Annotated in this window: 23 protein-coding genes and 1 pseudogene; 9 read left to right on the top strand and 15 right to left on the bottom strand. The window is 73.3% G+C overall.

Annotation, left to right across the window (positions count from 1 at the left end; translation table 11 throughout):
• Positions 1-141: 141 nt before the first annotated feature.
• Positions 142-1182, bottom strand: coding sequence for an NYN domain-containing protein (locus IF43_RS0123375; RefSeq protein ID WP_234332487.1), 1041 nt, complete (start codon positions 1180-1182; stop codon positions 142-144).
• 212 nt (positions 1183-1394) lie between these two features.
• On the opposite strand from IF43_RS0123375, the gene IF43_RS41005 reads away from it, so the two are divergent.
• Positions 1395-1547 (top strand): hypothetical protein, encoded by a 153-nt coding sequence (locus tag IF43_RS41005; protein WP_107048575.1) that lies wholly within the window; start codon positions 1395-1397, stop codon positions 1545-1547.
• Between the two features lie 118 nt (positions 1548-1665).
• Here IF43_RS41005 and IF43_RS0123365 read toward each other — a convergent pair whose 3' ends face one another.
• From IF43_RS0123365 to IF43_RS0123350, 4 genes are all read right to left on the bottom strand, one after another.
• Positions 1666-2271 carry a MarC family protein gene (locus IF43_RS0123365; protein WP_030204013.1) on the bottom strand — a complete coding sequence of 202 codons (606 nt, stop codon included), beginning with the start codon at positions 2269-2271 and terminating at the stop codon, positions 1666-1668.
• 294 nt (positions 2272-2565) lie between these two features.
• On the bottom strand, positions 2566-3432 hold the full coding sequence (locus tag IF43_RS0123360; protein WP_030204010.1) for a PHP domain-containing protein: 867 nt from the start codon (positions 3430-3432) through the stop codon (positions 2566-2568).
• 128 nt (positions 3433-3560) lie between these two features.
• Entirely contained in the window at positions 3561-4199 is a 639-nt protein-coding gene (locus IF43_RS0123355; protein ID WP_030204009.1) for a DUF6758 family protein, read from the bottom strand.
• Positions 4200-4428: 229 nt separating this feature from the next.
• Positions 4429-5013 carry a suppressor of fused domain protein gene (locus IF43_RS0123350; RefSeq protein WP_030204006.1) on the bottom strand — a complete coding sequence of 195 codons (585 nt, stop codon included), beginning with the start codon at positions 5011-5013 and terminating at the stop codon, positions 4429-4431.
• A gap of 572 nt (positions 5014-5585) precedes the next feature.
• On the opposite strand from IF43_RS0123350, the gene IF43_RS0123345 reads away from it, so the two are divergent.
• Both IF43_RS0123345 and IF43_RS38230 read left to right on the top strand, forming a co-directional pair.
• Positions 5586-6713: a magnesium and cobalt transport protein CorA gene (locus IF43_RS0123345; protein ID WP_030204005.1), complete on the top strand. Its 1128-nt coding sequence runs from the start codon at positions 5586-5588 to the stop codon at positions 6711-6713.
• A 102-nt stretch (positions 6714-6815) separates the two neighbouring features.
• Positions 6816-7529 (top strand): BTAD domain-containing putative transcriptional regulator, encoded by a 714-nt coding sequence (locus IF43_RS38230; RefSeq protein ID WP_107048574.1) that lies wholly within the window; start codon positions 6816-6818, stop codon positions 7527-7529.
• On the opposite strand, the gene IF43_RS0123335 is transcribed toward IF43_RS38230, so the two are convergent.
• Positions 7462-7974 (bottom strand): hypothetical protein, encoded by a 513-nt coding sequence (locus IF43_RS0123335; RefSeq protein ID WP_030203998.1) that lies wholly within the window; start codon positions 7972-7974, stop codon positions 7462-7464. The genes IF43_RS38230 and IF43_RS0123335 overlap by 68 nt on opposite strands.
• Before the next feature lie 176 nt (positions 7975-8150).
• Positions 8151-8948, bottom strand: coding sequence for a hypothetical protein (locus IF43_RS0123330; protein ID WP_030203997.1), 798 nt, complete (start codon positions 8946-8948; stop codon positions 8151-8153).
• 246 nt (positions 8949-9194) lie between these two features.
• On the opposite strand from IF43_RS0123330, the gene IF43_RS0123325 reads away from it, so the two are divergent.
• Genes IF43_RS0123325 through IF43_RS0123315 form a run of 3 tightly spaced genes read left to right on the top strand, consistent with a single transcriptional unit; the run spans position 9195 to position 12261 of the window.
• The gene (locus IF43_RS0123325) at positions 9195-10493 is read left to right on the top strand and encodes a CBS domain-containing protein (protein ID WP_030203995.1); all 1299 of its coding nucleotides are present in this window, start codon (positions 9195-9197) and stop codon (positions 10491-10493) included.
• A gap of 52 nt (positions 10494-10545) precedes the next feature.
• Positions 10546-11058 (top strand): DUF1003 domain-containing protein, encoded by a 513-nt coding sequence (locus tag IF43_RS0123320; protein ID WP_234332496.1) that lies wholly within the window; start codon positions 10546-10548, stop codon positions 11056-11058.
• Between the two features lie 42 nt (positions 11059-11100).
• Positions 11101-12261 (top strand): Mrp/NBP35 family ATP-binding protein, encoded by a 1161-nt coding sequence (locus tag IF43_RS0123315; RefSeq protein WP_051795919.1) that lies wholly within the window; start codon positions 11101-11103, stop codon positions 12259-12261.
• Positions 12262-12409: 148 nt separating this feature from the next.
• Here IF43_RS0123315 and IF43_RS0123310 read toward each other — a convergent pair whose 3' ends face one another.
• From IF43_RS0123310 to sigE, 5 genes and pseudogenes are all read right to left on the bottom strand, one after another.
• Positions 12410-13165, bottom strand: coding sequence for a hypothetical protein (locus tag IF43_RS0123310; protein WP_030203986.1), 756 nt, complete (start codon positions 13163-13165; stop codon positions 12410-12412).
• Between the two features lie 167 nt (positions 13166-13332).
• Positions 13333-13764 (bottom strand): sec-independent translocase, encoded by a 432-nt coding sequence (locus IF43_RS36795; protein WP_037889678.1) that lies wholly within the window; start codon positions 13762-13764, stop codon positions 13333-13335.
• 152 nt (positions 13765-13916) lie between these two features.
• Complete coding sequence (locus IF43_RS0123300) at positions 13917-15524, bottom strand: S1C family serine protease (protein ID WP_030203980.1); 1608 nt, start codon at positions 15522-15524, stop codon at positions 13917-13919.
• A 429-nt stretch (positions 15525-15953) separates the two neighbouring features.
• Positions 15954-16418: pseudogene (locus IF43_RS0123295) on the bottom strand (anti-sigma factor); the annotation flags it as partial.
• Positions 16415-17173: an RNA polymerase sigma factor SigE gene (gene sigE / locus IF43_RS0123290; protein ID WP_199922768.1), complete on the bottom strand. Its 759-nt coding sequence runs from the start codon at positions 17171-17173 to the stop codon at positions 16415-16417. The gene sigE and the pseudogene IF43_RS0123295, both read right to left, overlap by 4 nt.
• A gap of 145 nt (positions 17174-17318) precedes the next feature.
• Here sigE and IF43_RS0123285 point away from each other — a divergent pair, with 145 nt between their 5' ends.
• On the top strand, positions 17319-17981 hold the full coding sequence (locus IF43_RS0123285; RefSeq protein ID WP_030203970.1) for an O-methyltransferase: 663 nt from the start codon (positions 17319-17321) through the stop codon (positions 17979-17981).
• Between the two features lie 91 nt (positions 17982-18072).
• On the opposite strand, the gene IF43_RS39765 is transcribed toward IF43_RS0123285, so the two are convergent.
• Positions 18073-18240: a DUF3117 domain-containing protein gene (locus IF43_RS39765; protein ID WP_006346801.1), complete on the bottom strand. Its 168-nt coding sequence runs from the start codon at positions 18238-18240 to the stop codon at positions 18073-18075.
• Between the two features lie 344 nt (positions 18241-18584).
• Between IF43_RS39765 and IF43_RS0123275 the strand changes: the two genes are divergently transcribed.
• Positions 18585-19385, top strand: coding sequence for an enoyl-CoA hydratase/isomerase family protein (locus IF43_RS0123275; protein WP_030203967.1), 801 nt, complete (start codon positions 18585-18587; stop codon positions 19383-19385).
• 65 nt (positions 19386-19450) lie between these two features.
• On the opposite strand, the gene IF43_RS0123270 is transcribed toward IF43_RS0123275, so the two are convergent.
• Both IF43_RS0123270 and IF43_RS0123265 read right to left on the bottom strand, forming a co-directional pair.
• Positions 19451-20020 (bottom strand): DNA-3-methyladenine glycosylase I, encoded by a 570-nt coding sequence (locus IF43_RS0123270; protein WP_030203964.1) that lies wholly within the window; start codon positions 20018-20020, stop codon positions 19451-19453.
• Positions 20017-20475, bottom strand: a complete 459-nt coding sequence (locus IF43_RS0123265; RefSeq protein ID WP_037889700.1) for a DivIVA domain-containing protein — start codon at positions 20473-20475, stop codon at positions 20017-20019. Before IF43_RS0123265 ends, IF43_RS0123270 begins: the two co-directional genes overlap by 4 nt.
• 96 nt (positions 20476-20571) lie before the next feature.
• On the opposite strand from IF43_RS0123265, the gene folP reads away from it, so the two are divergent.
• Positions 20572-21432, top strand: a complete 861-nt coding sequence (folP, locus tag IF43_RS0123260) for a dihydropteroate synthase (protein WP_030203958.1) — start codon at positions 20572-20574, stop codon at positions 21430-21432.
• Positions 21433-21470 lie beyond the last annotated feature (38 nt).

Here is a 21470-nt window from a genome sequence, read left to right as displayed (position 1 = left end):
CCCTCGGGGTGGGCCTGCCGCTGGGGGTACCTCCCAGCGGTAGCTGGGGGAGGCCTGCAGGCCGCCCCTGTCAAGCGCCGAGGGGACCCACACACCACGCGACCCACCCCCGAAGCGAGCCAACCGAAGCCCCCGCCCCGTTCAGAACTGCGCCCGTAGCCACGTCCAGAAGCCGTCCCGCAGTTCGCGACGCAGGTCGGCCTGGCCGCGCAGCGAGTAGTGGAGCAGCGCTTCGGCCTCCACCAGGAGCTCCTGGTCCACGGCCCCGGGCAGGTACGGGTGGCCGGGGAGGAGTTCCGCGAGCGCCGCGGGCCCCTTCGTCGCGAGCCAGGCGGCGGCTATGCGCGCCCCGACGAACCGCACGTCCTCGCGGCCGGGCCGGGGCAGTCCCTCGCCGTCCGGCTCACCGCCCAGGGGTGCCCGCCGGGTGACGTACGGCTTGCAGAACTCGAGGTCGAAGACCCGCTGGCTGTCCACCTCCCACAGCAGCGCCTCGGCCTGGTTGCGGCCGTCGCGGGCCTCGATACCCCAGAGGTGGACGCGTGCACCGTACCCCTGGGCCGCCTCGACCGCCGAGACGAGGTCCTCGTCGCCGCCGACGAGGGCCGCGTCGCTGATGGCCCGGTGCCGGGCCAGGGACTCCAGGTCGGTGCGGATGAGGGAGTCGACGCCCTTCTGCTGGTTGCTGGCGTTGAGGTTGCCGAGCCTGACCTTCACGTCGGGCAGTTCCGCGATCGACTGCTGCTCGGCGGTGTGGATGCGGCGCCGGGCACCGTCGTACCAGTACACGCGCAGCAGCCTGCTGTCGGCGAAGATCGTGCGGGCCTTGTCGATGAGGGCCTCGATCATGCCCTCGGCGTCGAGGTCGAAGGAGCGGCGGTCCTCGGTGCCGGCGACCAGGCGGCCGACGGAGGCGTAGACGTAGCCGGCGTCAACGAAGATCGCGTGGGTCGACGGCGTCTTGGCCACCTCGGCCAGCATGCGCTCGAGCAGTTCGTTCGTGCGCTCCACCCGTCCGGCCAGCTCGGCGAGGCCGGGCGTCTCCGGCCCGTCGCCGGACCCCTCACCGGGCCCCGCGCCCACACCGGCACCCGCACCCGCACCCGCACCCGGTCCCACGCCCGTACCGGTATCCACACCCGCACCCGCGTCCGGGCCCGTCACCTGCGACGGCTCGCTCATCGGACCCCCTGGACAGGACTCCACAGGACGGACGGGGCTCCACTGGACAGAACACTCCCGTCCGGTTGTCATTGTGACGGAGGACACAGGTCCGGTCTCCTCGGGACCTCGGTATTTAGCCAAGGAAAAAATTTCCTTAGCGTAGGGAATGTTTGCGTCATACACTTCGTTATCCCCTGTGCAAGGAGCGAGACAGACGAAGGGAGAAGCCCATGCGCTTCGAGATTCTGCGCCTGGACGACATCGACGGCACCCCCGTGGACCGGACCGTCGTCGACGCCGCCTCCGTCAACGGCATCGTGCTGCAGGCCGCCGCGATCGGCCAGCGCATCTGGATCCGCCCGGCCGACACCACGGCCTCGTAACAGGCGCACTCGAGCACCGGGGCACTCCCGTCCCGGCTCATGCACGCCGCAGACGTCGAAGCGCCCCGTACCGCCATGGGTACGGGGCGCTTGGCGTGCGGGACGGCGCCGCCCGCGATCAGGCCTTCTGGACCACCTGCAGCACACCGTTGATGATCTGCTGTACGGCGATCGCGGAGAGCATCATGCCCGCGAGCCGCGTCACCAGCACCACGCCACCGTCCTTGATGACCCGGATGATCACGAGCGAGTAGCGCATCGTCAGCCACAGCACCACGTGCATGGCGAGGATCGCGGCCCAGACCGACACCTGCGCGCTGAACCCGTCGGCCCGCTGCACCGCGAGGATCACGGAGACGATCGCACCCGGGCCGGCCAGCAGCGGCATGCCCAGCGGCACGAGCGCCACGTTGACGTCCTTGGTCTGCTTCGGCTCGTCGGTCTTGCCGGTGAGCAGGTCGAGGGCGATCAGGAGCAGCAGCAGACCACCCGCGATCATCAGCGCGGGCACCGAGACGTGCAGGTAGTCGAGGATCTGCTGGCCGCAGACGCCGAAGACGGCGATGACGCCGAAGGCGACGCAGACGGCCTGGAACGCCATCCGGCGCTGGACCTTGGTGGCCCGGCCCGAGGTCAGGGCCAGGAAGATCGGGGTGATCCCCGGGGGGTCCATAATCACAAAAAGGGTGAGAAAGAGGGATCCGAAAACGGCAAAGTCGAACACAGTGATGGCCTTGCGAGAGGTTGTCGTACAAACAGGAGTTCAGAGAACGGGGCGGCTGCGCGGGGCGCAGCCGGACGGGCCGCGGCAGGACGACGGGACGCTGCGGAGCGACGTCCCGCACCCGCGGAGTGCGGCAGGGCGAGCGGTACGGGGAAGGGCGGTCGGTCGTACGGGCGGTCCCGCCGCATCACCCGCTGCGCCACGGCGGACCGGCACCGCGGCGGACGGCGGGCAGCCGGTCCGGACGGGGTGCCGACCGGGGCGTGCGGGAGGGGGCGGGAGGCCGTACGGTGCTCAGCCGCCGGCGCGTCCGCCCGTGCCCGGCACCGGGAAGGCGCCGGTGGCACGGCGGGTGATCTCGCCGTAGATCTCGGGATCGGTGGTGTGGTCGCCGAGCCGGCAGGTCTTGCGGCTGCCGTGGTAGTCGCTGGAGCCGGTGGCCAGCAGGCCGAGGTCGGCGGCCATGCCGCGCAGTCGGACCCGGGCCGCCGTGTCATGGTCCATGTGGTCGACCTCGATGCCGTCCAGGCCCGCGGCGGCCAGCTCGGCGATCACGCTCTCCGGCACCACCTGGCCGCGCTTGACGGCGAGGGGGTGGGCGAAGACGGTCACGCCGCCGGCCGCCTTGACCAGGCGGATCGCGTCGAAGGGGTCGAGCTCGTGCTTCTCGGCGTACGCACGGCCGCCGTCGGCCAGCCACTCGGGAGTGAAGGCGTCCGAGACGGTGGCCACGACGCCCAGTTCGACGAGGGCGGACGCGATGTGCGGACGGCCCACCGAGGCGTCGCCCGCGATCCGGGCCACCTGCTCCCAGGTGACCGGCACGCCGAGCTCCTGGAGCTTTCCGACCATGGTGCGGGCGCGCGGCACGCGGTCGTCGCGGACCAGTTCGCGCTCGCGGGCGAGGTCGGGCTCCTCGGGGTCGAAGAGGTAGGCGAGCATGTGCATCGAGATGCCGTCGACGCGGCACGACAGTTCGGCGCCGGTGACGAGCGTGAGCCCCTCGGGCAGTGCGGCGACGGCCTCGGCGTGGCCGCGGACCGTGTCGTGGTCGGTCAGCGCGACGACGTCCAGCCCGGCGGCGGCCGCGTTGCGGACCAGCTCGGCGGGGGTGTCCGTACCGTCCGAGGCCGCGGAGTGGGTGTGCAGGTCGATGCGCACGGCGGCACGGCTCCCGGTGGGCAGGACGGACGGGGGGACACTTCAGAATAACCACCCCGCACGCCCCGGACCGCCCCGAACGCCCCCTTCGCCCTTGAGATCCCGGACACCTTCGGTCGAGGACCCGTTCAGTCGATGATGCGGGGCGACAGCGCCCCTATGGGCAGCAGGTCCACCTCGGCCCCGGCCTCCCGGAGGTCGGTGAGCACCAGCTCGTCGTACAGCAGCAGCCCCGACTGCTCCGGCCAGACCACGGCCCACAGCCACAGCCCCAACGCCTCGCCCGCGAAGACCGCCCGGTCCCCCGGCGTGCCGGAGACGTGCCAGAGCGGGGTGGGCCGGCCGGCGGCGATCACCTTGGCGTTCGGGGTCGAGGACACGTCGATGTACGGGCCCGGGTCCGGGCCGTCGACGCCGGCGTACCGGGCGCCGAGGCCGACGCCCAGCTCCTCCGCGATCAGGAGGAGTTCACCCATCCCGCCGACGGGACCGGGGCCCGAACAGGCGACGGCGGTGGCCCGGCCCCCGTTGCGGTCGTCGCCCGCGGAGGCGACCCCGGTGAACAGCCAGCCGAGGGGCAGCGGCCACGGCATCCAGACCGGGACCTGGGCACGCTTGGTGACGACGTTGAGGCCCTCGACACTGGGCGGGATGACCGGCTGCAGGGGATGGACGGCGCCGTGCACCGCGCACTGCCAGGAGTCGGAGAAAAGACCGGGCGGCCTGACCCGGCCACCGCACTTCGGGCAACTCGGTTCGCCCCTCATAGGGCTCCACGCTCCTCCCCGGCCGCGGCCGCGTCAAGGGACGATCACCCGTCCGGATCCGATGCGTACCCCCCGTGGCCGGGGTCAGTCACATCCCACTGTCCTAGTCCACCCGGTCGAGCCGTCCAGTGCACGTACCGACGCGGGCCCGGTCGGGATACGCAGGTCCCGACCGCCCGGCCGGACGCGCACGCACCCCGACCGGGCCTCCCGGCGAGAGGGCGGTGCGTCAGTCGAGCGGAACCGACGTGCGACGCGGGTCGCGCAGGTCCGTACCGTGGGTGAGCCAGCGCTCCTGGAGCGCGGCCGCGCCGTGCACCCGTTTCCACGCGGCCTCGTTCGGGGTCATCGGCAGCAGCGGCAGGAACCGCACCGGCTCCAGCGGCTCGTCGAGCTCCAGGTCTTCGACCAGTCCGCCGGACTCGGCGACGAGCACGGAGGTGAACGGCGCCCCGGGCCACAGCGGTTCACCCGTGTCCAGCGAGGCGCCGGAGGCCACGACCAGACCCTCCACCTGCGGGGACGCCGCCAGTACCGCGAGCGGCCGGAGCACCTTGTCGGTGTCGGCGAGCCCGGCCCGTACGGAGAGCACGAGCTCGGCGCGGGGCCCGCGCAGCGGGTCGGCCACCATGTCGTTGGGGTCGGTCATCGGCCGTTCGGACATGCCCAGGGTCGCGTACCGGACGACGTCCCCCTCGGTGAAGCGGAGCACTTCGATCCGGTCGGTGCCGAGGAACGTGATAGCGGCGCGGGCGTCGGGTTCGCCGAGGGCCGTGCGCAGCCGCGCTTCCACGAGAGCGAGAACTTCTGCCATGCAGCGAGCATAGAACGCCTATTGGGAGGGTAAAGGCGCGCGTCTGAGGGACTGTCGGCTGATACTGTTGACAGCTGGTTCGGGCAACCGCCCAAGGCGGTCGTCACGCCCCGACCACAGGACACCCCTTACGAGGGCCCGGCCGGAGGAGGTGGGACTGCGATGGACCGAAGTCGATCGTGCAGTACCAACAGCTCTTCCGCAGTGGTCTGCCCTCCGGCTGATGACCGGTTCTGACCCGGCCTGACCGCCCCTCAGCCCGCGAGCGCCCCGGCGCTCCGAGCCGCAGGAGCCCCGGCCCTCTCGGACCCGGATCCGCCCGCGCACGCCCGGTTCAGGGACGAACCGGTGCGAACCGAGCTTTTCACCCGGCACACCACGGCACTCCCGTGCGCTCCGGCCGCGGATCCCCGGCCCGCCCCCGGCGGGGGCCGGTGGTCCCGTACGGAGGGCCGCGCGACGGAAGAGCGACGGAACACCGCCCCGACCGCCCGCCCTCCCGCTCGCCGCCCGCACGCGCGGCGGAGGGACTCCCCGTCAGCGGCCCCGCAGGCCGCGCGAAGGAGCCTGCCATGTCGATGATCCGTGACCTGCGCGCCGTGGTGCGCCCCGCCCTGCGTCCCGCCTTCCGCAAGAACAGCCCCGTCTACAGCAACTACGACGCCACCCGCGACCCGTCGGCCAGCAGTGCGGTCGTGGACTGCGCCGTCTACCGCGAGGGCCGCCGGGTGGAGCGCGGCGTGTGCCTGACCCCGCGTGAGGCGATGCGGCAGGTGCGCGACGGCGGCGGCTTCGCGTGGATCGGGCTGCACGAGCCGACCGAGGCGGAGTTCGCCGGGATCGCGGCGGAGTTCGGGCTGCACCCCCTGGCGGTCGAGGACGCGGTGCACGCCCACCAGCGGCCCAAGCTGGAGCGGTACGACGACACCCTCTTCACCGTCTTCAAGACGATCCACTACGTCGAGCACGCCGAACTCACCGCCACCAGCGAGGTCGTGGAGACCGGCGAGGTCATGTGCTTCACCGGCCCCGACTTCGTCATCACCGTCCGGCACGGCGGCCAGGGCTCGCTCAAGGAGCTGCGGCACCGCCTCCAGGACGACCCGGAGCTGCTCGGCAAGGGCCCCTCGGCCGTGCTGCACTCCATCGCGGACCACGTCGTCGACGGGTACCTCTCGGTGGCGGCCGCGGTGCAGGACGACATCGACGTGGTGGAGACCGAGGTCTTCGCCGCCCCCGCCAAGGGCAGCCCGCGCGGTGTGGACGCGGGCCGGATCTACCAGCTCAAGCGCGAGGTGCTCGAGTTCAAGCGGGCCGTCACCCCCCTGCTGCGGCCGATGCAGCTGCTCAGCGAGCGGCCGATGCGGCTGGTGGACCCGGACATCCAGAAGTACTTCCGGGACGTCTCCGACCACCTGGAGCGGGTCCACGAGCAGGTCGTCGGCTTCGACGAGCTGCTGAACTCGATCCTTCAGGCCAACCTCGCGCAGGCGACCGTCGCCCAGAACGAGGACATGCGCAAGATCACCGCGTGGGCCGGCATCATCGCCGTCCCCACCATGATCTGCGGGGTGTACGGCATGAACTTCGACCACATGCCCGAACTGCACTGGAAGTACGGCTACCCGATGGTGATGGGCGCGATCGTCGGCATCTGCCTCACCATCCACCGGGCGCTGCACCGCAACGGCTGGCTCTGAGCCGGGCGCGCCGGCGGTGAGCCGGCGGTCGCCCGGCGGGCCGCGCAGCGGCTTGGCTGATTCGCCCCCCTGACAGGTCGTCGGACAGCGCCGACCCTGGGCATGGCGTCCCCGAGACGCCGGATGCGGGGGTGCGGACGGGTGGCGGGCGAGGCGGCCGGGCCGGACGGGGTACCGGTACGAGGAGGGGCCACGGCGGCCGCGGACCCGCTCTGCGGGCCGAAGTACCTGGTGCTCGGGCCGCTGGAGCTGCGCCGCCACGGCGTCCCGTGCACCCCCACCCCCCGCAAGCTGCGGGCCCTGTTCGCCCTGCTCCTGCTGCACGCCAACCAGCCGGTGGCGGCGGAGTTCCTCATCGACGAGCTGTGGGGCGGCCGGCCCCCGCGCTCGGCCCCGTCCGCCCTCCAGATGTACGTGTCCGGGCTGCGCCTGGTGCTGGACCCGGGCCACCGCCTCGCCGGCGGCGACGCCCGCCGCCACCCGGTGCTGCGCACCTCGGCCGCCGGCTACCTGCTCGCCGTCGGCCCGGGCGAGCTCGACCTGCACGTCTTCCGGCACCGGGCGGCCCGCGGCCGCGAACTGCTGGCCCGGGGCCGGCGGGTGGCGGCCGGCCAGACCCTGCGCTCGGCCCTGGCCCTGTGGCGGGGGCGGCCGCTGGGGGACCTCGGCCGGTCCGGGCTGCCCCCGTACTACGCGCAGCGGCTCACCGAGGAGCGGCTGGCCGTGCAGCGGGACCTGCGCGCGACGCTCAGCGGCGCTTCTTCTTCCGCTTCAGCAGCAGCTTGGGCAGAGCCGCAGGAATCGGCCGGCGCGTGACCGCCGGGGACCCCAGCGGGGTGGCGGCGAGAGAGGAGCCGGGCAGTTCGGCGTGGACGCCGAGCGGCTCCAGGCGCAGCACCCGGCACTCGCGCGCCCAGCGCTCGGTCATCGTCTCGGAGTCGGGCGCGTTGAGCCGCTTCCCCTTGAGCTCGGCCACCGCGGCCTCCCATGCCTCGCTGCCCGGAGCGACCTCGGCCACCCGGGCGGTCCAGGCGACGAGCCGACCGCCCTTGTCCTTGCTCCGCACGGTGACCTCGGCGGTGGCACCGTCGGCCAGGCCGGGGAACGGCTGCTCGCCGGGACCGTCGCCCAGCACGCACGTGGCGCCGTCCACCCACGCGTGCCACAGGCCGCGGGCCGGGCCGGTGCCCTGCACCCAGATGAGGCCGGACTTCTTGGTGGCCTCCTCGACGAGGGCCTGATCGAGCAACGTCAGCGTCATGAGGATCAGCGTAGGGGGTGCGCGGGCCCCGCCCCGCAGCCGGTCCGACCAGCAGGACGCGCCACGGGTCCCGTCCACGCGCGGGTGCCGTCCTCGTGGTGTGTCCCGGGTCCCCGTCCAGGTCCCCGTCTTCAGGTCCCGTCTCGGGGAAGTGCTGTCGCCTGGGGTGGGCCCCCTCACCCCGTAGGCAGCGCACTCCCGTAATCCACCGTGTCCCCCTTGGCCGGCGGCTCCAGCGCGAACGGCTGGCCCCAGTCGGCGAGCTCCACCACGCCCGCCCCGCCGGCCCGCTCCATCCGCAGCGGGTACGGGGTGCCGAGCAGCGAGACGGCGAGCCGGCCGCCCTCGCCCTTGTCGCCGGTGACCTGGATGGCGCGGGTGTTGCCGACCCGGGTGTACGCGCCCTTCTCCAGCTTCCCGTGCAGACCCAGCAGGCCGTCGAGCAGCACCCGCATGTCGGTGAAGCCGCGCAGCTGCTTGTACGAGGCGTCCGCCTCCGGCACCTTCACGAACTTGTCGCCCAGCTTGTCGGCGGCCGTGGCGGCGTCGCCCGAGGGCTCCGGCGCCTCGGGGGTCTCCTGCGCCCCGTCCGCTCCCTCGGCCCCCTCCTTGCGGTGGTGGTCCCAGAACGCCGCGTCGGCCTTCAGGTAGAGCGTCTCGCCCAGCCGCAGCAGCTGGAACGTGGAGTCCTTCGACTTCACCTCGCCGCTCGCCCCGTCCGCCTTCAGACGCATGTCGAGCGTGAAGGTCTTGCCCGAGACGACCACCGTGCCGGACAGCCGTACCGAGTCGGCCCCGGTTGCCGCGGCCCGCGCCTTGCTCTCGATCTTGTCGGCGGAGAGCTTGCCGACCCCGTTGGTGCCCTCGTCGGGGTCGGCTCCGCAGCCGGTGGTGCCGGCGACGGCCAGCCCGGCGCACAGGGCGCCGAGCAGGGCGGCGCGGCGGAACCGGACGGCCGGGGAGAACGCGGTCACGGGCGGGCTGCCTCTCGTCTGTCGAAGTGCAGCAGGCAGCGTACCGGGGCTCGTGCTGCCGCTGTACGGCACCGTCCCCTCCGGAGGCCCCCACCAGGGCGTCTTCCGGCCGCTCCGGCTAGCCTGAAGGCCGACAGCAAGCCCGTACGGGCACCGGACAGGGCACGACGAGCCGGTCGACGGCACCGGATCCCGCGGCCGGGGCCCGACAGGCGCCGCGGCAACGGTTCAGGAGGAGGCGCACGGATGGCAGCAGGCGCCCCCAGGATCTTCGTGTCGCATCTTGCGGGTGTGCCCGTCTTCGACCCCAACGGCGACCAGGTCGGCCGCGTGCGCGACCTCGTCGCGATGCTGCGGGTGGGCGGCCGCCCGCCGCGGCTGCTGGGCCTGGTGGTCGAGGTGGTCAGCCGGCGCCGCATCTTCGTGCCCATGACCCGGGTGACGGGCGTGGAGTCCGGCCAGGTGATCACCACCGGCGTGGTGAACATGCGGCGCTTCGAGCAGCGCCCCACCGAGCGGATGGTGCTGGGCGAGCTGCTGGACCGCCGGGTGACCCTGGTGGGCACCGGCGAGGAGTGCACGGTCCTGGACGTCGCGATCCAGCAGCTGCCGGCCCGCCGCGACTGGGAGATCAACCGGGTCTTCGTACGCAAGGGCAAGGGCGGGGCGCTACGCCGGCGCGGCGAGACCCTGACGGTGGAGTGGTCCGCGGTCACCGGGTTCTCGCTGGAGGAGCACGGGCAGGGCGCCGAGAGCCTGCTCGCGACCTTCGAGCAGATGCGCCCGGCCGACCTGGCCAACGTCCTGCACCACCTGCCCCCCAAGAGGCGGGCGGAGATCGCCAACGCCCTCGACGACGACCGGCTCGCGGACGTACTGGAGGAGCTGCCCGAGGACGACCAGATCGAGATCATCGGCAAGCTGAAGGAGGAGCGGGCCGCCGACGTCCTGGAGGCCATGGACCCCGACGACGCGGCCGACCTGCTCTCGGAGCTGCCCGCCGACGACCAGGAGCGGTTCCTGACCCTGATGCAGCCCGACGACGCGGCGGACGTGCGCCGGCTGCTGTCGTACGAGGAGCGCACCGCGGGCGGTCTGATGACCACCGAGCCGATCGTGCTGCGCCCGGACGCCACGGTCGCCGACGCCCTGGCCCGGGTCCGCCAGCAGGACCTGTCCCCGGCGCTGGCCGCCCAGGTGTACGTGTGCCGGCCGCCGGACGAGACCCCGACGGGCAAGTACCTGGGCACGGTGCACTTCCAGCGGCTGCTGCGCGACCCCCCGTTCACGCTCGTCAGCTCGATCGTGGACAACGACCTGCCGCCGCTGCGCCCGGACGCCTCGCTGCCGGCCGTGACCAGCTACCTGGCCGCGTACAACATGGTGGCGGTTCCGGTCGTGGACGAGGGCGGCTCGCTGCTCGGTGCAGTCACGGTGGACGACGTGCTCGACCACCTGCTGCCGGACGACTGGCGCGAGACCGACTTCCACGACAGCGACGTACGCCCGGCGGGCGGGGCGGAGGAGCAGGCACGTGGCCACTGACCGGGGCCGGGAGACCGGGGCCGACCGCCAGGAGCGGGCCGAGAAGGCGGCGGTGGGCGCCACCCGCTCGCGCGTGCGCCTGGACCTGCCGCGGGTGCGGCGGCGGGCCCTGCTGCCCGAGTACGACCCGGAGGCCTTCGGCCGGTTCTCGGAGCGGATCGCGCGCTTCCTGGGCACGGGCCGGTTCATCGCCTGGATGACCGTCGTCATCATCGTCTGGGTGGTGTGGAACATCTTTGCGCCGGTCAGCCTGCGTTTCGACCAGTACCCCTTCATCTTCCTGACCCTGGCGCTGTCGCTGCAGGCCTCGTACGCCGCCCCGCTGATCCTGCTCGCGCAGAACCGGCAGGAGGCCCGGGACCGGGTCACCCAGGAGCAGGACCGCAAGCAGAACGAGCGGTCCATCGCCGACACCGAGTACCTGACCCGGGAGATCGCGGCGCTGCGCATGGGACTGGGCGAGGTCGCCACCCGCGACTGGATCCGGTCGGAGTTCCAGGACCTCATAAAGGAAATGGACGAGCGGCGCCTATTCCCGTCCGAGAGTGACGAAGGCGACCGCTAGCGGCCTTTCCACGGCTCTGCTACTGGGCCGTACCATCGGGGCATGGCTACCGATACCCCCTCCGCTGCCGTGCCCACGCAGGACGCGGTCCTCGAAGCGCTGGCGACGGTCAACGACCCCGAGATCCACAAGCCGATCACCGAGCTCGGCATGGTCAAATCGGTGGAGATCGGCGACGGCGGTTCGGTCGCGGTCACGGTCTACCTGACGGTGTCGGGCTGCCCCATGCGCGAGACGATCACCAGCAACGTGCGCGAGGCCGTCGAGCGGGTACCGGGTGTCACCGGTGTCTCCGTCGACCTCGACGTGATGAGCGACGCCCAGCGCAAGGAGCTCGCGGCGGCGCTGCGCGGTGGCCAGGCCGAGCGCGAGGTGCCCTTCGCCAAGCCCGGCTCGCTGACCCGCGTCTACGCGGTCGCCTCCGGCAAGGGCGGCGTCGGCAAGTCCTCCGTGACGGTCAACCTGGCCGCGGCGATGGCCGCGGACGGCCTGAAGGTCGGCGTGGTCGACGCGGACATCTACGGCCACAGCGTGCCGCGCATGCTCGGCGTGGACGGCAAGCCCACCCAGGTCGAGAACATGATCATGCCGCCGTCCGCGAACGGCGTGAAGGTCATCTCCATCGGCATGTTCACCCCGGGCAACGCCCCGGTGGTGTGGCGCGGCCCGATGCTGCACCGCGCGCTCCAGCAGTTCCTCGCGGACGTCTTCTGGGGCGACCTCGACGTGCTGCTGCTCGACCTGCCGCCGGGCACCGGCGACATCGCGATCTCGGTCGCGCAGCTGGTGCCGAACGCGGAGATCGTCGTCGTCACCACCCCGCAGCAGGCCGCGGCCGAGGTCGCGGAGCGGGCCGGCTCGATCGCCGTCCAGACCCACCAGAAGATCGTCGGAGTCGTGGAGAACATGTCCGGGCTGCCGTGCCCGCACTGCGACGAGATGGTCGACGTGTTCGGCACGGGCGGCGGCCAGCTGGTCGCGGACGGCCTGACCCGCACCACGGGCGCCACCGTGCCGGTGCTGGGCCAGATCCCGATCGACGTGCGACTGCGCGAGGGAGGCGACAACGGCCAGCCGGTCGTCCTCGCCGACCCGGACTCCCCGGCCGGCGCCGCGCTGCGCGCCATCGCCGGCAAGCTCGGCGGCCGCGCCCGCGGCCTGTCGGGCATGTCGCTGGGGATCACCCCGCGCAACAAGTTCTGACCCACGCGCGGGGCCGGCGGTCGGTCCGCCCCGCGCCGCGTGACGCGGGCGTCGCTCCACCGGAGCGGCGCCCGCCGTCGTGTCCCCCTGCCCTGCTGGGCGTACGCGTCCCCGAACGCCTGCTGGGCGTACGCGTGACCCTGCCCTGCTAGGCGTACGCGCCGAGGTCCTTGACCTGCGAGAACGCCAGCCCGTACGCGCTCATCCCGCGCCCGTACGCGCCCAGGTGCACGCCCGAGGCCGTCGACCCGGCCAGCACCCACCCGAACTCGGACTCCCGGTAGTGGAACGGGGTCGGCACCCCGTCCACCGGCAGCGACAGCGTCGACCAGTCCGGCCCCTGGAGGTCGTCGGCCAGCTCCCACGCGGTCTCGGTCTGCTGGTCCAGCCAGTCGCTGCGCAGGGTGTGGTCCATGCTTCCGGGCCAGGTGAAGGCCAGCAGGCCCGACCCGGCCAGCCAGGCGGCGGAGGAGACGGAGGTGGCCTCCAGGACGCCGGTTCCGTCGCCGCTGCGCCGGTTGGGGTTGCTGGCGACGGTGATGACGACGGCGAAGCGCTCGCGTTCGGCGGCGGTCGCCTCGCTGCGCACCGCCGGCTCCTCGCCGTGGCCGACCGAGCCGTGCTCGACCGTGCCGTCGGCACCCATGCCGACCTGCATGAGCCAGCGCGGGCCGGTGAAGGCCTCGTCGAGCCCGTACCAGGGGAAGTCGGCCCGCAGGTAGCCCTCGGCCGTGCGGCGCGCGGCGGGCACCCCCTGCGTCTGCTGGGCTTGCTGCGCCTGCTGTGCGGCCGGCTGGTCGTCCGCGCCCGGCTCGGCCTCGTGGGCCGGCGGGGGCTGCGGGGCCGGCTGGGCAGCGGGCCCCGGCTGGTTCTGTTGGACCGCTACCCGACTCGTGGTCTCCATCAAGGCCGCCTCTCGTTCCGTGGTGTCCGGCAGCGGCCCGCCCCCCACGGGCGTCCTGCGATCCGGACAGGATGGAGGATAGCCATCCGAGTCCGGCACGCCGGGCAGGACGGGCTCGGGGCGGCGTCGATGTCGAGCGGCGGGTCGGACGCAGTCGGCGGCGGGCGTCAGGTCGCGTCGATGTCGAAGCGGGCCGTCTCGACGGCGGGCTTCTTCGTGAGGTCCGGCCCGGCGACCTGCTGGGTGCCCGACCGGCCGGCGTCGGCCGCCGCGGTGGGGCCGCCGTCCTTCACGGTGTCCGCGACCTCGTTCAGCTCCTTGCGGAGGTCGAGGCTGCTGCGGATCTCCGCGAGGTCCTCGTTCTCGGTGAGCTGCTTGCGGAGGAAGGTCTTCGGGTTGAGGTCCTCGAACTCGAAGTCCTTGAAGTCGGGCCCGAGTTCGGCCCGGATGTCCTGCTTGGCGCTGTCGGAGAACTCGCGGATCTTGCGGATGAAGCGCGAGACGTCCTGGATGACCTTGGGCAGCTTGTCGGGGCCGAAGATGAGCACGGCGAGGACCACGAGCGTCACGAGCTCGAGTGCGCCTATGTCGTTGAACACCTTGCCGCTCCTCGGTTCTCTCACTGCGGGCCCGCACAACGGTACCCGCCCGCTCTAAGGAGCCGGTACTGCGTGCGGGTATTCACCCGCTCGTCATGATCCGTTCCGCCCCGCGGACGACCCGAACGGCGCGCGCCCGCCCGGGCCCCCGCTCACGACCCGTCGGCCGACCCCAGGACGAGGCGCACCTCGCGCTGGCGGCCGCCGCGCAGCAGGGTGAGGGTGAGCGGGTCGCCCGGCCGGTGGGCGCGGATCTTGATGATGAGTTCCTCGCCGCTGTGCACGCGCGTGCCGTCCACCCGGGTGATCACGTCGCCCGGACGGATGCCCGCCTTGGCGCTCGGCCCGCCGGGCACGACGGGCGACTTGCCGGCCGCGTCCTTGGCGCCGACCCGGGCGCCGTCCCCGGTGTACTGCATGTCGAGGGTGACGCCGATCACGGGGTGGGTGGCGCGGCCGTGTGCGATCAGCTCCTCGGCGACGCGCTTGCCCTGGTTGACCGGGATGGCGAAGCCGAGGCCGATGCTGCCGGACTGGTGCGGGGTGCCGTCGTCGTCCTTGTCGCTCTCGTTGGCGGCACGGATGGCGCTGTTGATGCCGATGACGCGGCCGCGGCCGTCGAGGAGCGGGCCGCCGGAGTTGCCGGGGTTGATCGGGGCGTCGGTCTGGAGGGCGTCGACGTACGAGACGTCGCCGCCGTCCCCCTTGTCGCCACCGGCGGTGATGGGGCGCTCCTTGGCGCTGATGATGCCGGCGGTGACGGTGTTGGAGAGGTCGAAGGGGGCACCGATGGCGACGACGGGGTCGCCGACCCGGACGCCGTCGGAGTTGCCCAGCGGCAGCGGGCGCAGCCCGTTCACCCCGGTGACCTTGACGACGGCCAGGTCGTAGCCGGTGTCGCGGCCGACGATCGTGGCGGCGGCCGTCTCGCCGCCGCTGAAGGTGACCGTTATCCGGCCGCCGGCTGCGGCGGCCTCGACGACGTGGTTGTTGGTGAGGATGTGGCCGCGGCCGTCGAGGACGAAACCGGTGCCGGTGCCCTGCTCTCCGCCGCCCTGAACGTGGAGGGTGACCACGCCCGGGAGGGCGCCCGCGGCGATCCCGGCCACGCTGTCGGGCGCGGGGGCGGGCCGCTCCGGGCCGGCCTGCGCGAGGGTGATGCCGCCGGACGCACTGCGCTCGGCCCAGACGCCGATCCCGCCGCCGATGCCGCCGGCGACGAGGGCGAGCAGCACGGCGCCGACGACCAGACCGCCCGCGCGGCGACCGGCCCGGGCCGGCTTCCCGGTGCCGCCGTCGGCGACCTGCAGCGGCGCGGCCCACGGGTCGTACCGCTGCGCGGGCGCGGTGGCGTACGGGTCGGCGGGCGCGGGGTGCGCTCCGTACGGGTCGGCGGGCGCGGAGTGCGCGTGCGCCGGCGCCTGCGCCTGCGCCTGCGGTACGAGCACCTCGTCGGTGGTGGGCGGCGCGAAGGGGTCGCGCGGAGCCGCAGGTGCGGGCGCCTCGCCTGGGAGCGGCTCAGGAGCCGTGTCCGACCCCGGGGCCGTGGCGGCGTCGCGGGCCGCGGTGTCGAGGGCCGTGGTGTCCGGCTCGGGAGCCGTGGCGGCGTACGGCATCACGGGGGTGCGGTCGGACTGCCGCGGGGACGGCAAGGGGGTCTCGCGGGGCGACGGCGCCGTGGACTCGTCGGGACGGCTCCACCACTGCGGCTGCGGCTGCTGCGTGGTGTCCGCCGACTCCGTGGGCCGGCCGTCGTTCATGCGCTACTCCCCCGACGAGGCTGGGCGCACCACGGGGCGGGCACGCCTGCCGAGGATTCAACCAGGTCGGCGGCGCCGGGTCCCCCTTCGGGGCATAGTCCCCCACCCCGCCCCTTCCCGAAACCGTGGCTTGCGACCACGGTCGCCGCCCTCGGGGCTGCGCCCCGGCCGCGGACGCTCCGCGCCGGGTGCGCTCAAACGCCGCGCGGGCTGAGTGCCCCCCGCGCCTTCCTCAGCCCCAACCCCAAGCACTCAGCGCCGAAACGTGGCCGGGGTCGGGAGCGCCGGAAGGTCGGCGGGGTGGGCGCTGGGGGCGGCCGGGGTGCGGTGGGGGTCGCGGCCGTCGAGGACCCTGCGGTCGGAGACCGACAGGAGGCCCGGCCGGACCGGGTTCACCCCCTCGCCCCGCGGAGCGGCCGGGTCACCGAGGGAGTCGACCGGACCCGCGCCGCCGAGGGCGATCGCGGCCAGCGACACCGCGCCCGCGGCGGCGAAGGCGAAGCGACGCCCGCGCGCTCCCCCGCCCCGCTGCGCCACGCCCACCTCGTGCACCGGGAAGGCGAAGCGTGTCGGGTGGGGCTCGGCGTCGGGGCCGATCTCCCGAACCGGGAAGGCCGACCGGACCGGCTCCAGGTAGCCGCCGTCGCCGCCGCCCGGCAGCATCTGCAGGCGCGCCAGCAACCCCTCCGACGGCGGCGGCGGGGCCGCCTCGACGAAGAGGCTCTTCAGGCGGCGCTGCGCATCGGCTTCCGCCTTGCAGCGCGCGCACGTCGCGAGGTGCGCGAGCACGCGCTCGCGCGAGTCGTGGTTCAACTCCCCGTCCACCAACGCGGCGAGCCGGTCGCCCAGATGGTGCTCCGCGGGAGACGGACCGACTCCGCTGACTCCGCTCACTCGGCTCCGCCCTCTCCTCCCACCGTCGCCAGCGCCCGCTGCTCGGCCCGGACCTCCGGCGAGCGGTGCTTGAGCGCCTTGCGCAGGTGCGATCGCCCGCGGTGGATACGGCTGCGCACGGTGCCGAGCTTCACGCCCAGGGTCGCGGCGATCTCCTCGTACGACAGTCCCTCGATGTCGCACAGCACCACGGCCGCGCGGAACTCGGGCGCCAGCGTGTCCAGGGCCTGCTGGACGTCGGCGTCGAAGTGCGTGTCGTGCAGCACCTGCTGCGGGGACGGCTCGCGGCTCGGGAGCCGCTCGGCGGCGTCGTCGGCGAGCGCGTCGAAACGGATCCGCTGCTTGCGACGGACCATGTCCAGGAACAGGTTCGTGGTGATCCGGTGCAGCCAGCCCTCGAACGTGCCCGGGGTGTAGGTGGAGAGCGACCGGAAGACCCGGACGAAGACCTCCTGGGTCAGGTCCTCGGCGTCGTGCTGGTTGCCCGTGAGTCGGTAGGCGAGCCGGTAGACCCGGGCACTGTGGGTGCTGACGATCTCCTCCCATGAAGGAGGGGTCCACGCCTGCGAACCCGCATCTGCGGCAAAGGTCGCGGTGGTTGCGGTGGGAGCGGAGTGGAAACGGTCAGCGATGTCGGTCACGGATTTCGGCTCACCTGCCGACCTGAAGAGACGTCTGATGACGCTCCCACGATCCACAGGCGCAGCCGCACCTCCCCTGTCGGCTCTGGTGGTGTCCAGTGGAGCCCCTACCATAGCCACCCCGTCCGTCAGCTCCGGATAAGCGTTTTTGCGTTAACTTTGCATAAAGAGCGCGGCCTCGGTCCGCCGCGGGTCCCTCACACCCCCACAACGCCCGGTCCCATCTGCGGGTTCCCGCGCCCAGCGGATACAGTCACCGTTGCGCCAACTAAGGGGACAGGAGAGGGCCATTACCGGCAACCGGCAGACGAGCTGGGCGTTCGCCGACGCGTTTGTCCCCGAGGACGACGCGCTGCGGTGGGCCCGCGACCGGGCGAGGGAGGCGGGCCTGCGCCCGGTCTCCCCCGGCACCGGCGCCGCGCTGCGCCTGCTCGCCGCCACCGCGGACGCCAAGGCGGTCGCGGAGATCGGCACCGGAACCGGAGTCTCCGGGATCCACCTGCTGCACGGCATGCGCCCCGACGGCGTCCTGACCACCGTGGACCCCGAGCCCGACCGGCAGGCCTTCGCCCGGCAGGCGTTCCGGGCGGCCGGCTTCGCGGGCAACCGCGCCCGCTTCATCCCCGGCCGGGCCCTCGACGTCCTGCCGCGGCTCGCGGACGGCGGTTACGACCTCGTGTTCTGCGACGGGGACCCGACCGAGTCCCTGGACTACCTCGCTGAATCGTTGCGCCTGCTGCGGCCCGGCGGGCTGGTCTGCTTCGAGGGGATCTTCGCGGACGGGCGGACCGTCGACTCGGGCCTGCAGCCCGTGGAGGTCCTTCGGGTCCGTGAGCTGCTGCGCACGGTGCGGGAGAGCCCGGCCCTGCAGACGGCCCTGCTGCCGGTGGGCGACGGACTGCTCTGCGCGGTCCGCCGCTGATCCGGGCGGCCCCCGGGCGGGCGCGGACACAGCACTGCCCCGGCCGCACGGGGCGGCCGGGGCAGCGCAGAGATCCAGAGTGGCCGGAGCGTCAGCCGACGACCTGCTTCAGGGCGTCCCCGAGGGCCTCGGCCTCGTCCGGGGTCAGCTCGACGACAAGCCGACCGCCGCCTTCGAGCGGTACGCGCATGACGATGCCCCGCCCCTCCTTGGTGACCTCGAGCGGGCCGTCGCCCGTCCGCGGCTTCATGGCCGCCATGCTCGTTCCCCTTCCTGAAACCAGCTCATCGTCAGCCGACGGCCCCATTCAGGCGCCTAGTACCCGGCATCGAACACATTGCTTCCAAGCCATTATCCCGCATGTCAGGACCCGATGACCAACATCGGCTGGGAACGACTGTGCAACGCGCTCGACCAAAACCACTCATTTCGGGGATCCAGCTGCGATACTTCGCCGCCTCGTCCGGCAGCTGCGACGCCACGCGCGGACGCAATCTTTGACGCACATCACATGCCCGGTCCCGACGATCTCCGCCATGCTGACCCTGTACCGGCCGGTACCGAGAGCCGGCCGGGTCCGCGACGGAGGGGACACCACCTGACATGGCCGACACCGTGCTGTACGACGTGACCGACGGGCTCGCGACGATCACGCTGAACCGCCCGGACGCGATGAACTCGCTGAACACGGAGCTGAAGGTCGCCCTGCGGGACGTGCTGCGCGAGGCCGGGGCCGACCCTGCCGTGCGCGCCGTCCTGCTGACCGCCACCGGGCGTGCCTTCTGCGTGGGCCAGGACCTGAAGGAGCACGTCGGGAACCTGCAGGCCGCCCGCGAGTCCGGCGAGGGCAACGCGCTGAGCACGGTGACCGAGCACTACAACCCGATCGTCCGGGCGATCACGGAGATGCCGAAGCCGGTCGTCGCCGGGGTGAACGGGGTCGCCGCCGGAGCCGGCTTCGGCCTGGCGCTGGCCGCCGACTACCGGGTGGTCGCCGACACCGCCGGCTTCACCACCGCCTTCGCCGGGGTCGGCCTGTCCGCCGACTCGGGCCTGTCGTGGACGCTGCCGCGCCTGATCGGGACGAGCCGGGCCGCCGACCTGCTGCTCTTCCCGCGGTCGATCTCGGCGCAGGAGGCCGAGGCGCTCGGCATCGTGAACCGGCTCGTGCCGGCCGCCGAGCTCGCCGACACCGCCGCCGAGGTGGCCCGCAGGCTGGCCGACGGCCCGACGGTGGCGTACGCCGGCATCAAGGAGGCCCTGGCGTACGGGGCGGGCCGCTCACTGGCGGAGGCGCTGGAGAAGGAGGACGAGCTCCAGACCCGGTCCGGCGCCTCTGAGGACCACGCGATCGCGGTCGCGGCGTTCCTGGCGAAGGAGAAGCCGAAGTACGTCGGGCGCTGAGGTGTGTGGGCGGGTGCGGGCCGGTGCCCAGCGGGAGCCGGCCCCCGCCCGCCCGCGCCGGTCACTCACCGTGCCGTGCAGTCCGCCAGGTGGTCGTTGACCAGGCCACAGGCCTGCATGAGGGCGTACGCCGTGGTGGGGCCGACGAAGCGGATGCCGGCCTTCTTCAGGGCCTTGGACAGGGCGGTGGACTCGGGCGTCACCGCCGGCACGTCCGCGAGGGACCGGGGCGCGGCCGCCGGCTCCGGTGCGTGCGACCAGATCAGCTCGTCCAGCTCCCCCGGCGCCCAGCCCGCCAGCACCTTCGCGTTGGCCAGAGTGGCCTCGATCTTGGCGCGGTTGCGGATGATCCCGGGGTCCGCCAGCAGCCGCTGCGCGTCTGCGTCCGTGAACTCGGCCACCACCTTGATCTCGAAGCCGGCGAACGCCGTCCGGAAGCCCTCCCGGCGGCGCAGGATCGTGATCCAGGACAGGCCGGACTGGAAGGCCTCCAGGCACAGCCGCTCGTAGAGCGCGTCGTCGCCGCGGACCTCCTTGCCCCACTCCTCGTCGTGGTAGGACAGGTAGTCCTCCGCCGACAGGCCCCAGGGGCAGCGCAGCCGCCCGTCGGGGCCGGCCACCGCACCGCTGCTCATCGCCGTTCCTCCCCCTGCGGACCGGTGCCGCCGGTGCCGCCCTCGTGGCCGGGGTCCGCGTCCCGGCCGGTGTCCCGCCCGTACGGGCCCGGTGCGCCGCCGTGGCCCGGGTCCCCGCCGGCGTTCCGCTTGAACAGGTCCGGCCCGCCGACCGCCGTGGCCTGCGCGCCCGCGAGGGCCGCCTCCAGGTCCGCGATCCGCGCGTCCCGCTCGGCCAGCTCGGCGCCCAGTCGCGCCAGTACGTCGTCCACCTCGGCCATCCGGTAGCCGCGGGCCGCCACCGGCAGCCGCAGCGCCTCTATGTCCGCCCGGGCGACCGGCCGGGCCGGCGGCAGCCCGTCGGCGATCCGCTCCGGCTCCGCCTCCGGCAGCACCGCCTGCTCCCCGCCGCCCACGACGGCCAGGGTGACCCCGGTGACGACCACGACCAGCGCGATCAGCAAGAACCAGAACACGATCAACTCCCCAGTGGCGGACTGTCCGGTCCGATCGTGCCATGCGGGTACGGCGGTTAAGGTCACAGGCGACGGATCGAGAAGGGAAATCAGGGGATGCTGCGACTGGGCAGGCGTGAGTTCGGCGCGCACGAGGCGGTGATCATGGCCATCGTGAACAGGACCCCGGACTCCTTCTACGACCAGGGCGCGACGTTCCGCGACGAGCCCGCGCTCGACCGGGTCGAGCAGGCGGTGGCCGAGGGCGCCGCGATCATCGACATCGGCGGGGTCAAGGCCGGGCCCGGCGAGCACGTGGACGCCGCCGAGGAGGCCCGCCGCACGGTCGGCTTCGTGGCCGAGGTGCGCCGCCGCCACCCCGACGTGGTGATCAGCGTGGACACCTGGCGGCACGAGGTCGGCGAGGCGGTCTGCGAGGCCGGGGCCGACCTGCTCAACGACGCCTGGGGCGGCGTGGACCCGAAGCTGGCCGAGGTCGCGGCGCGGTACGGAGCGGGCCTGGTCTGCACGCACGCGGGCGGGGTCGAGCCGCGGACCCGGCCGCACCGGACGTCGTACGACGACGTGATGGCGGACATCCTGCGCGTGACGGTGGGGCTGGCCGAGCGGGCCGCCGCTCTCGGTGTGCCGCGGGAGTCGATCCTCATCGACCCGGGGCACGACTTCGGCAAGAACACCCGGCACTCGCTGGAGGCGACCCGGCGGCTGCCGGAGATGACCGCCACCGGCTGGCCGGTGCTGGTCTCCCTGTCCAACAAGGACTTCGTCGGCGAGACCCTCGACATGCCGGTCAAGGAGCGCCTGCTGGGCACGTTGGCCACCACCGCCGTCTCGGCCTGGTTGGGCGCCCAGGTGTACCGGGTGCACGAGGTCGCCGAGACCCGGCAGGTCCTCGACATGGTGGCCTCGATCCAGGGCCACCGGCCCCCGGCGGTGGCCCGCCGGGGACTCGCCTAGGAGGCGCGGCGCCGACCGGGAGGAGGCACGGGCGCGGC

The organism is Streptomyces sp. NRRL S-87 (genome assembly GCF_000719335.1).
Lineage (GTDB): Bacteria > Actinomycetota > Actinomycetes > Streptomycetales > Streptomycetaceae > Streptomyces.
The sequence above is the reverse complement of the archived record's forward strand: the minus strand, read 5'-3'. Positions and strand labels throughout refer to the sequence as shown.

Excerpts from the sequence above, each read along its gene's own strand:
- IF43_RS0123375 (WP_234332487.1), bottom strand. The coding sequence starts at position 1,182 with ATGAGCGAGCCGTCGCAGGTGACGGGCCCGGACGCGGGTGCGGGTGTG.
- IF43_RS41005 (WP_107048575.1), top strand. The coding sequence starts at position 1,395 with ATGCGCTTCGAGATTCTGCGCCTGGACGACATCGACGGCACCCCCGTG.
- IF43_RS0123355 (WP_030204009.1), bottom strand. The coding sequence starts at position 4,199 with ATGAGGGGCGAACCGAGTTGCCCGAAGTGCGGTGGCCGGGTCAGGCCG.
- IF43_RS0123350 (WP_030204006.1), bottom strand. The coding sequence starts at position 5,013 with ATGGCAGAAGTTCTCGCTCTCGTGGAAGCGCGGCTGCGCACGGCCCTC.
- IF43_RS0123345 (WP_030204005.1), top strand. The coding sequence starts at position 5,586 with ATGTCGATGATCCGTGACCTGCGCGCCGTGGTGCGCCCCGCCCTGCGT.
- IF43_RS38230 (WP_107048574.1), top strand. The coding sequence starts at position 6,816 with ATGGCGTCCCCGAGACGCCGGATGCGGGGGTGCGGACGGGTGGCGGGC.
- IF43_RS0123335 (WP_030203998.1), bottom strand. The coding sequence starts at position 7,974 with ATGACGCTGACGTTGCTCGATCAGGCCCTCGTCGAGGAGGCCACCAAG.
- IF43_RS0123325 (WP_030203995.1), top strand. The coding sequence starts at position 9,195 with ATGGCAGCAGGCGCCCCCAGGATCTTCGTGTCGCATCTTGCGGGTGTG.
- IF43_RS0123315 (WP_051795919.1), top strand. The coding sequence starts at position 11,101 with ATGGCTACCGATACCCCCTCCGCTGCCGTGCCCACGCAGGACGCGGTC.
- IF43_RS0123310 (WP_030203986.1), bottom strand. The coding sequence starts at position 13,165 with ATGGAGACCACGAGTCGGGTAGCGGTCCAACAGAACCAGCCGGGGCCC.
- IF43_RS0123300 (WP_030203980.1), bottom strand. The coding sequence starts at position 15,524 with ATGAACGACGGCCGGCCCACGGAGTCGGCGGACACCACGCAGCAGCCG.
- sigE (WP_199922768.1), bottom strand. The coding sequence starts at position 17,173 with ATGGTAGGGGCTCCACTGGACACCACCAGAGCCGACAGGGGAGGTGCG.
- IF43_RS39765 (WP_006346801.1), bottom strand. The coding sequence starts at position 18,240 with ATGGCGGCCATGAAGCCGCGGACGGGCGACGGCCCGCTCGAGGTCACC.
- IF43_RS0123275 (WP_030203967.1), top strand. The coding sequence starts at position 18,585 with ATGGCCGACACCGTGCTGTACGACGTGACCGACGGGCTCGCGACGATC.
- IF43_RS0123270 (WP_030203964.1), bottom strand. The coding sequence starts at position 20,020 with ATGAGCAGCGGTGCGGTGGCCGGCCCCGACGGGCGGCTGCGCTGCCCC.
- folP (WP_030203958.1), top strand. The coding sequence starts at position 20,572 with ATGCTGCGACTGGGCAGGCGTGAGTTCGGCGCGCACGAGGCGGTGATC.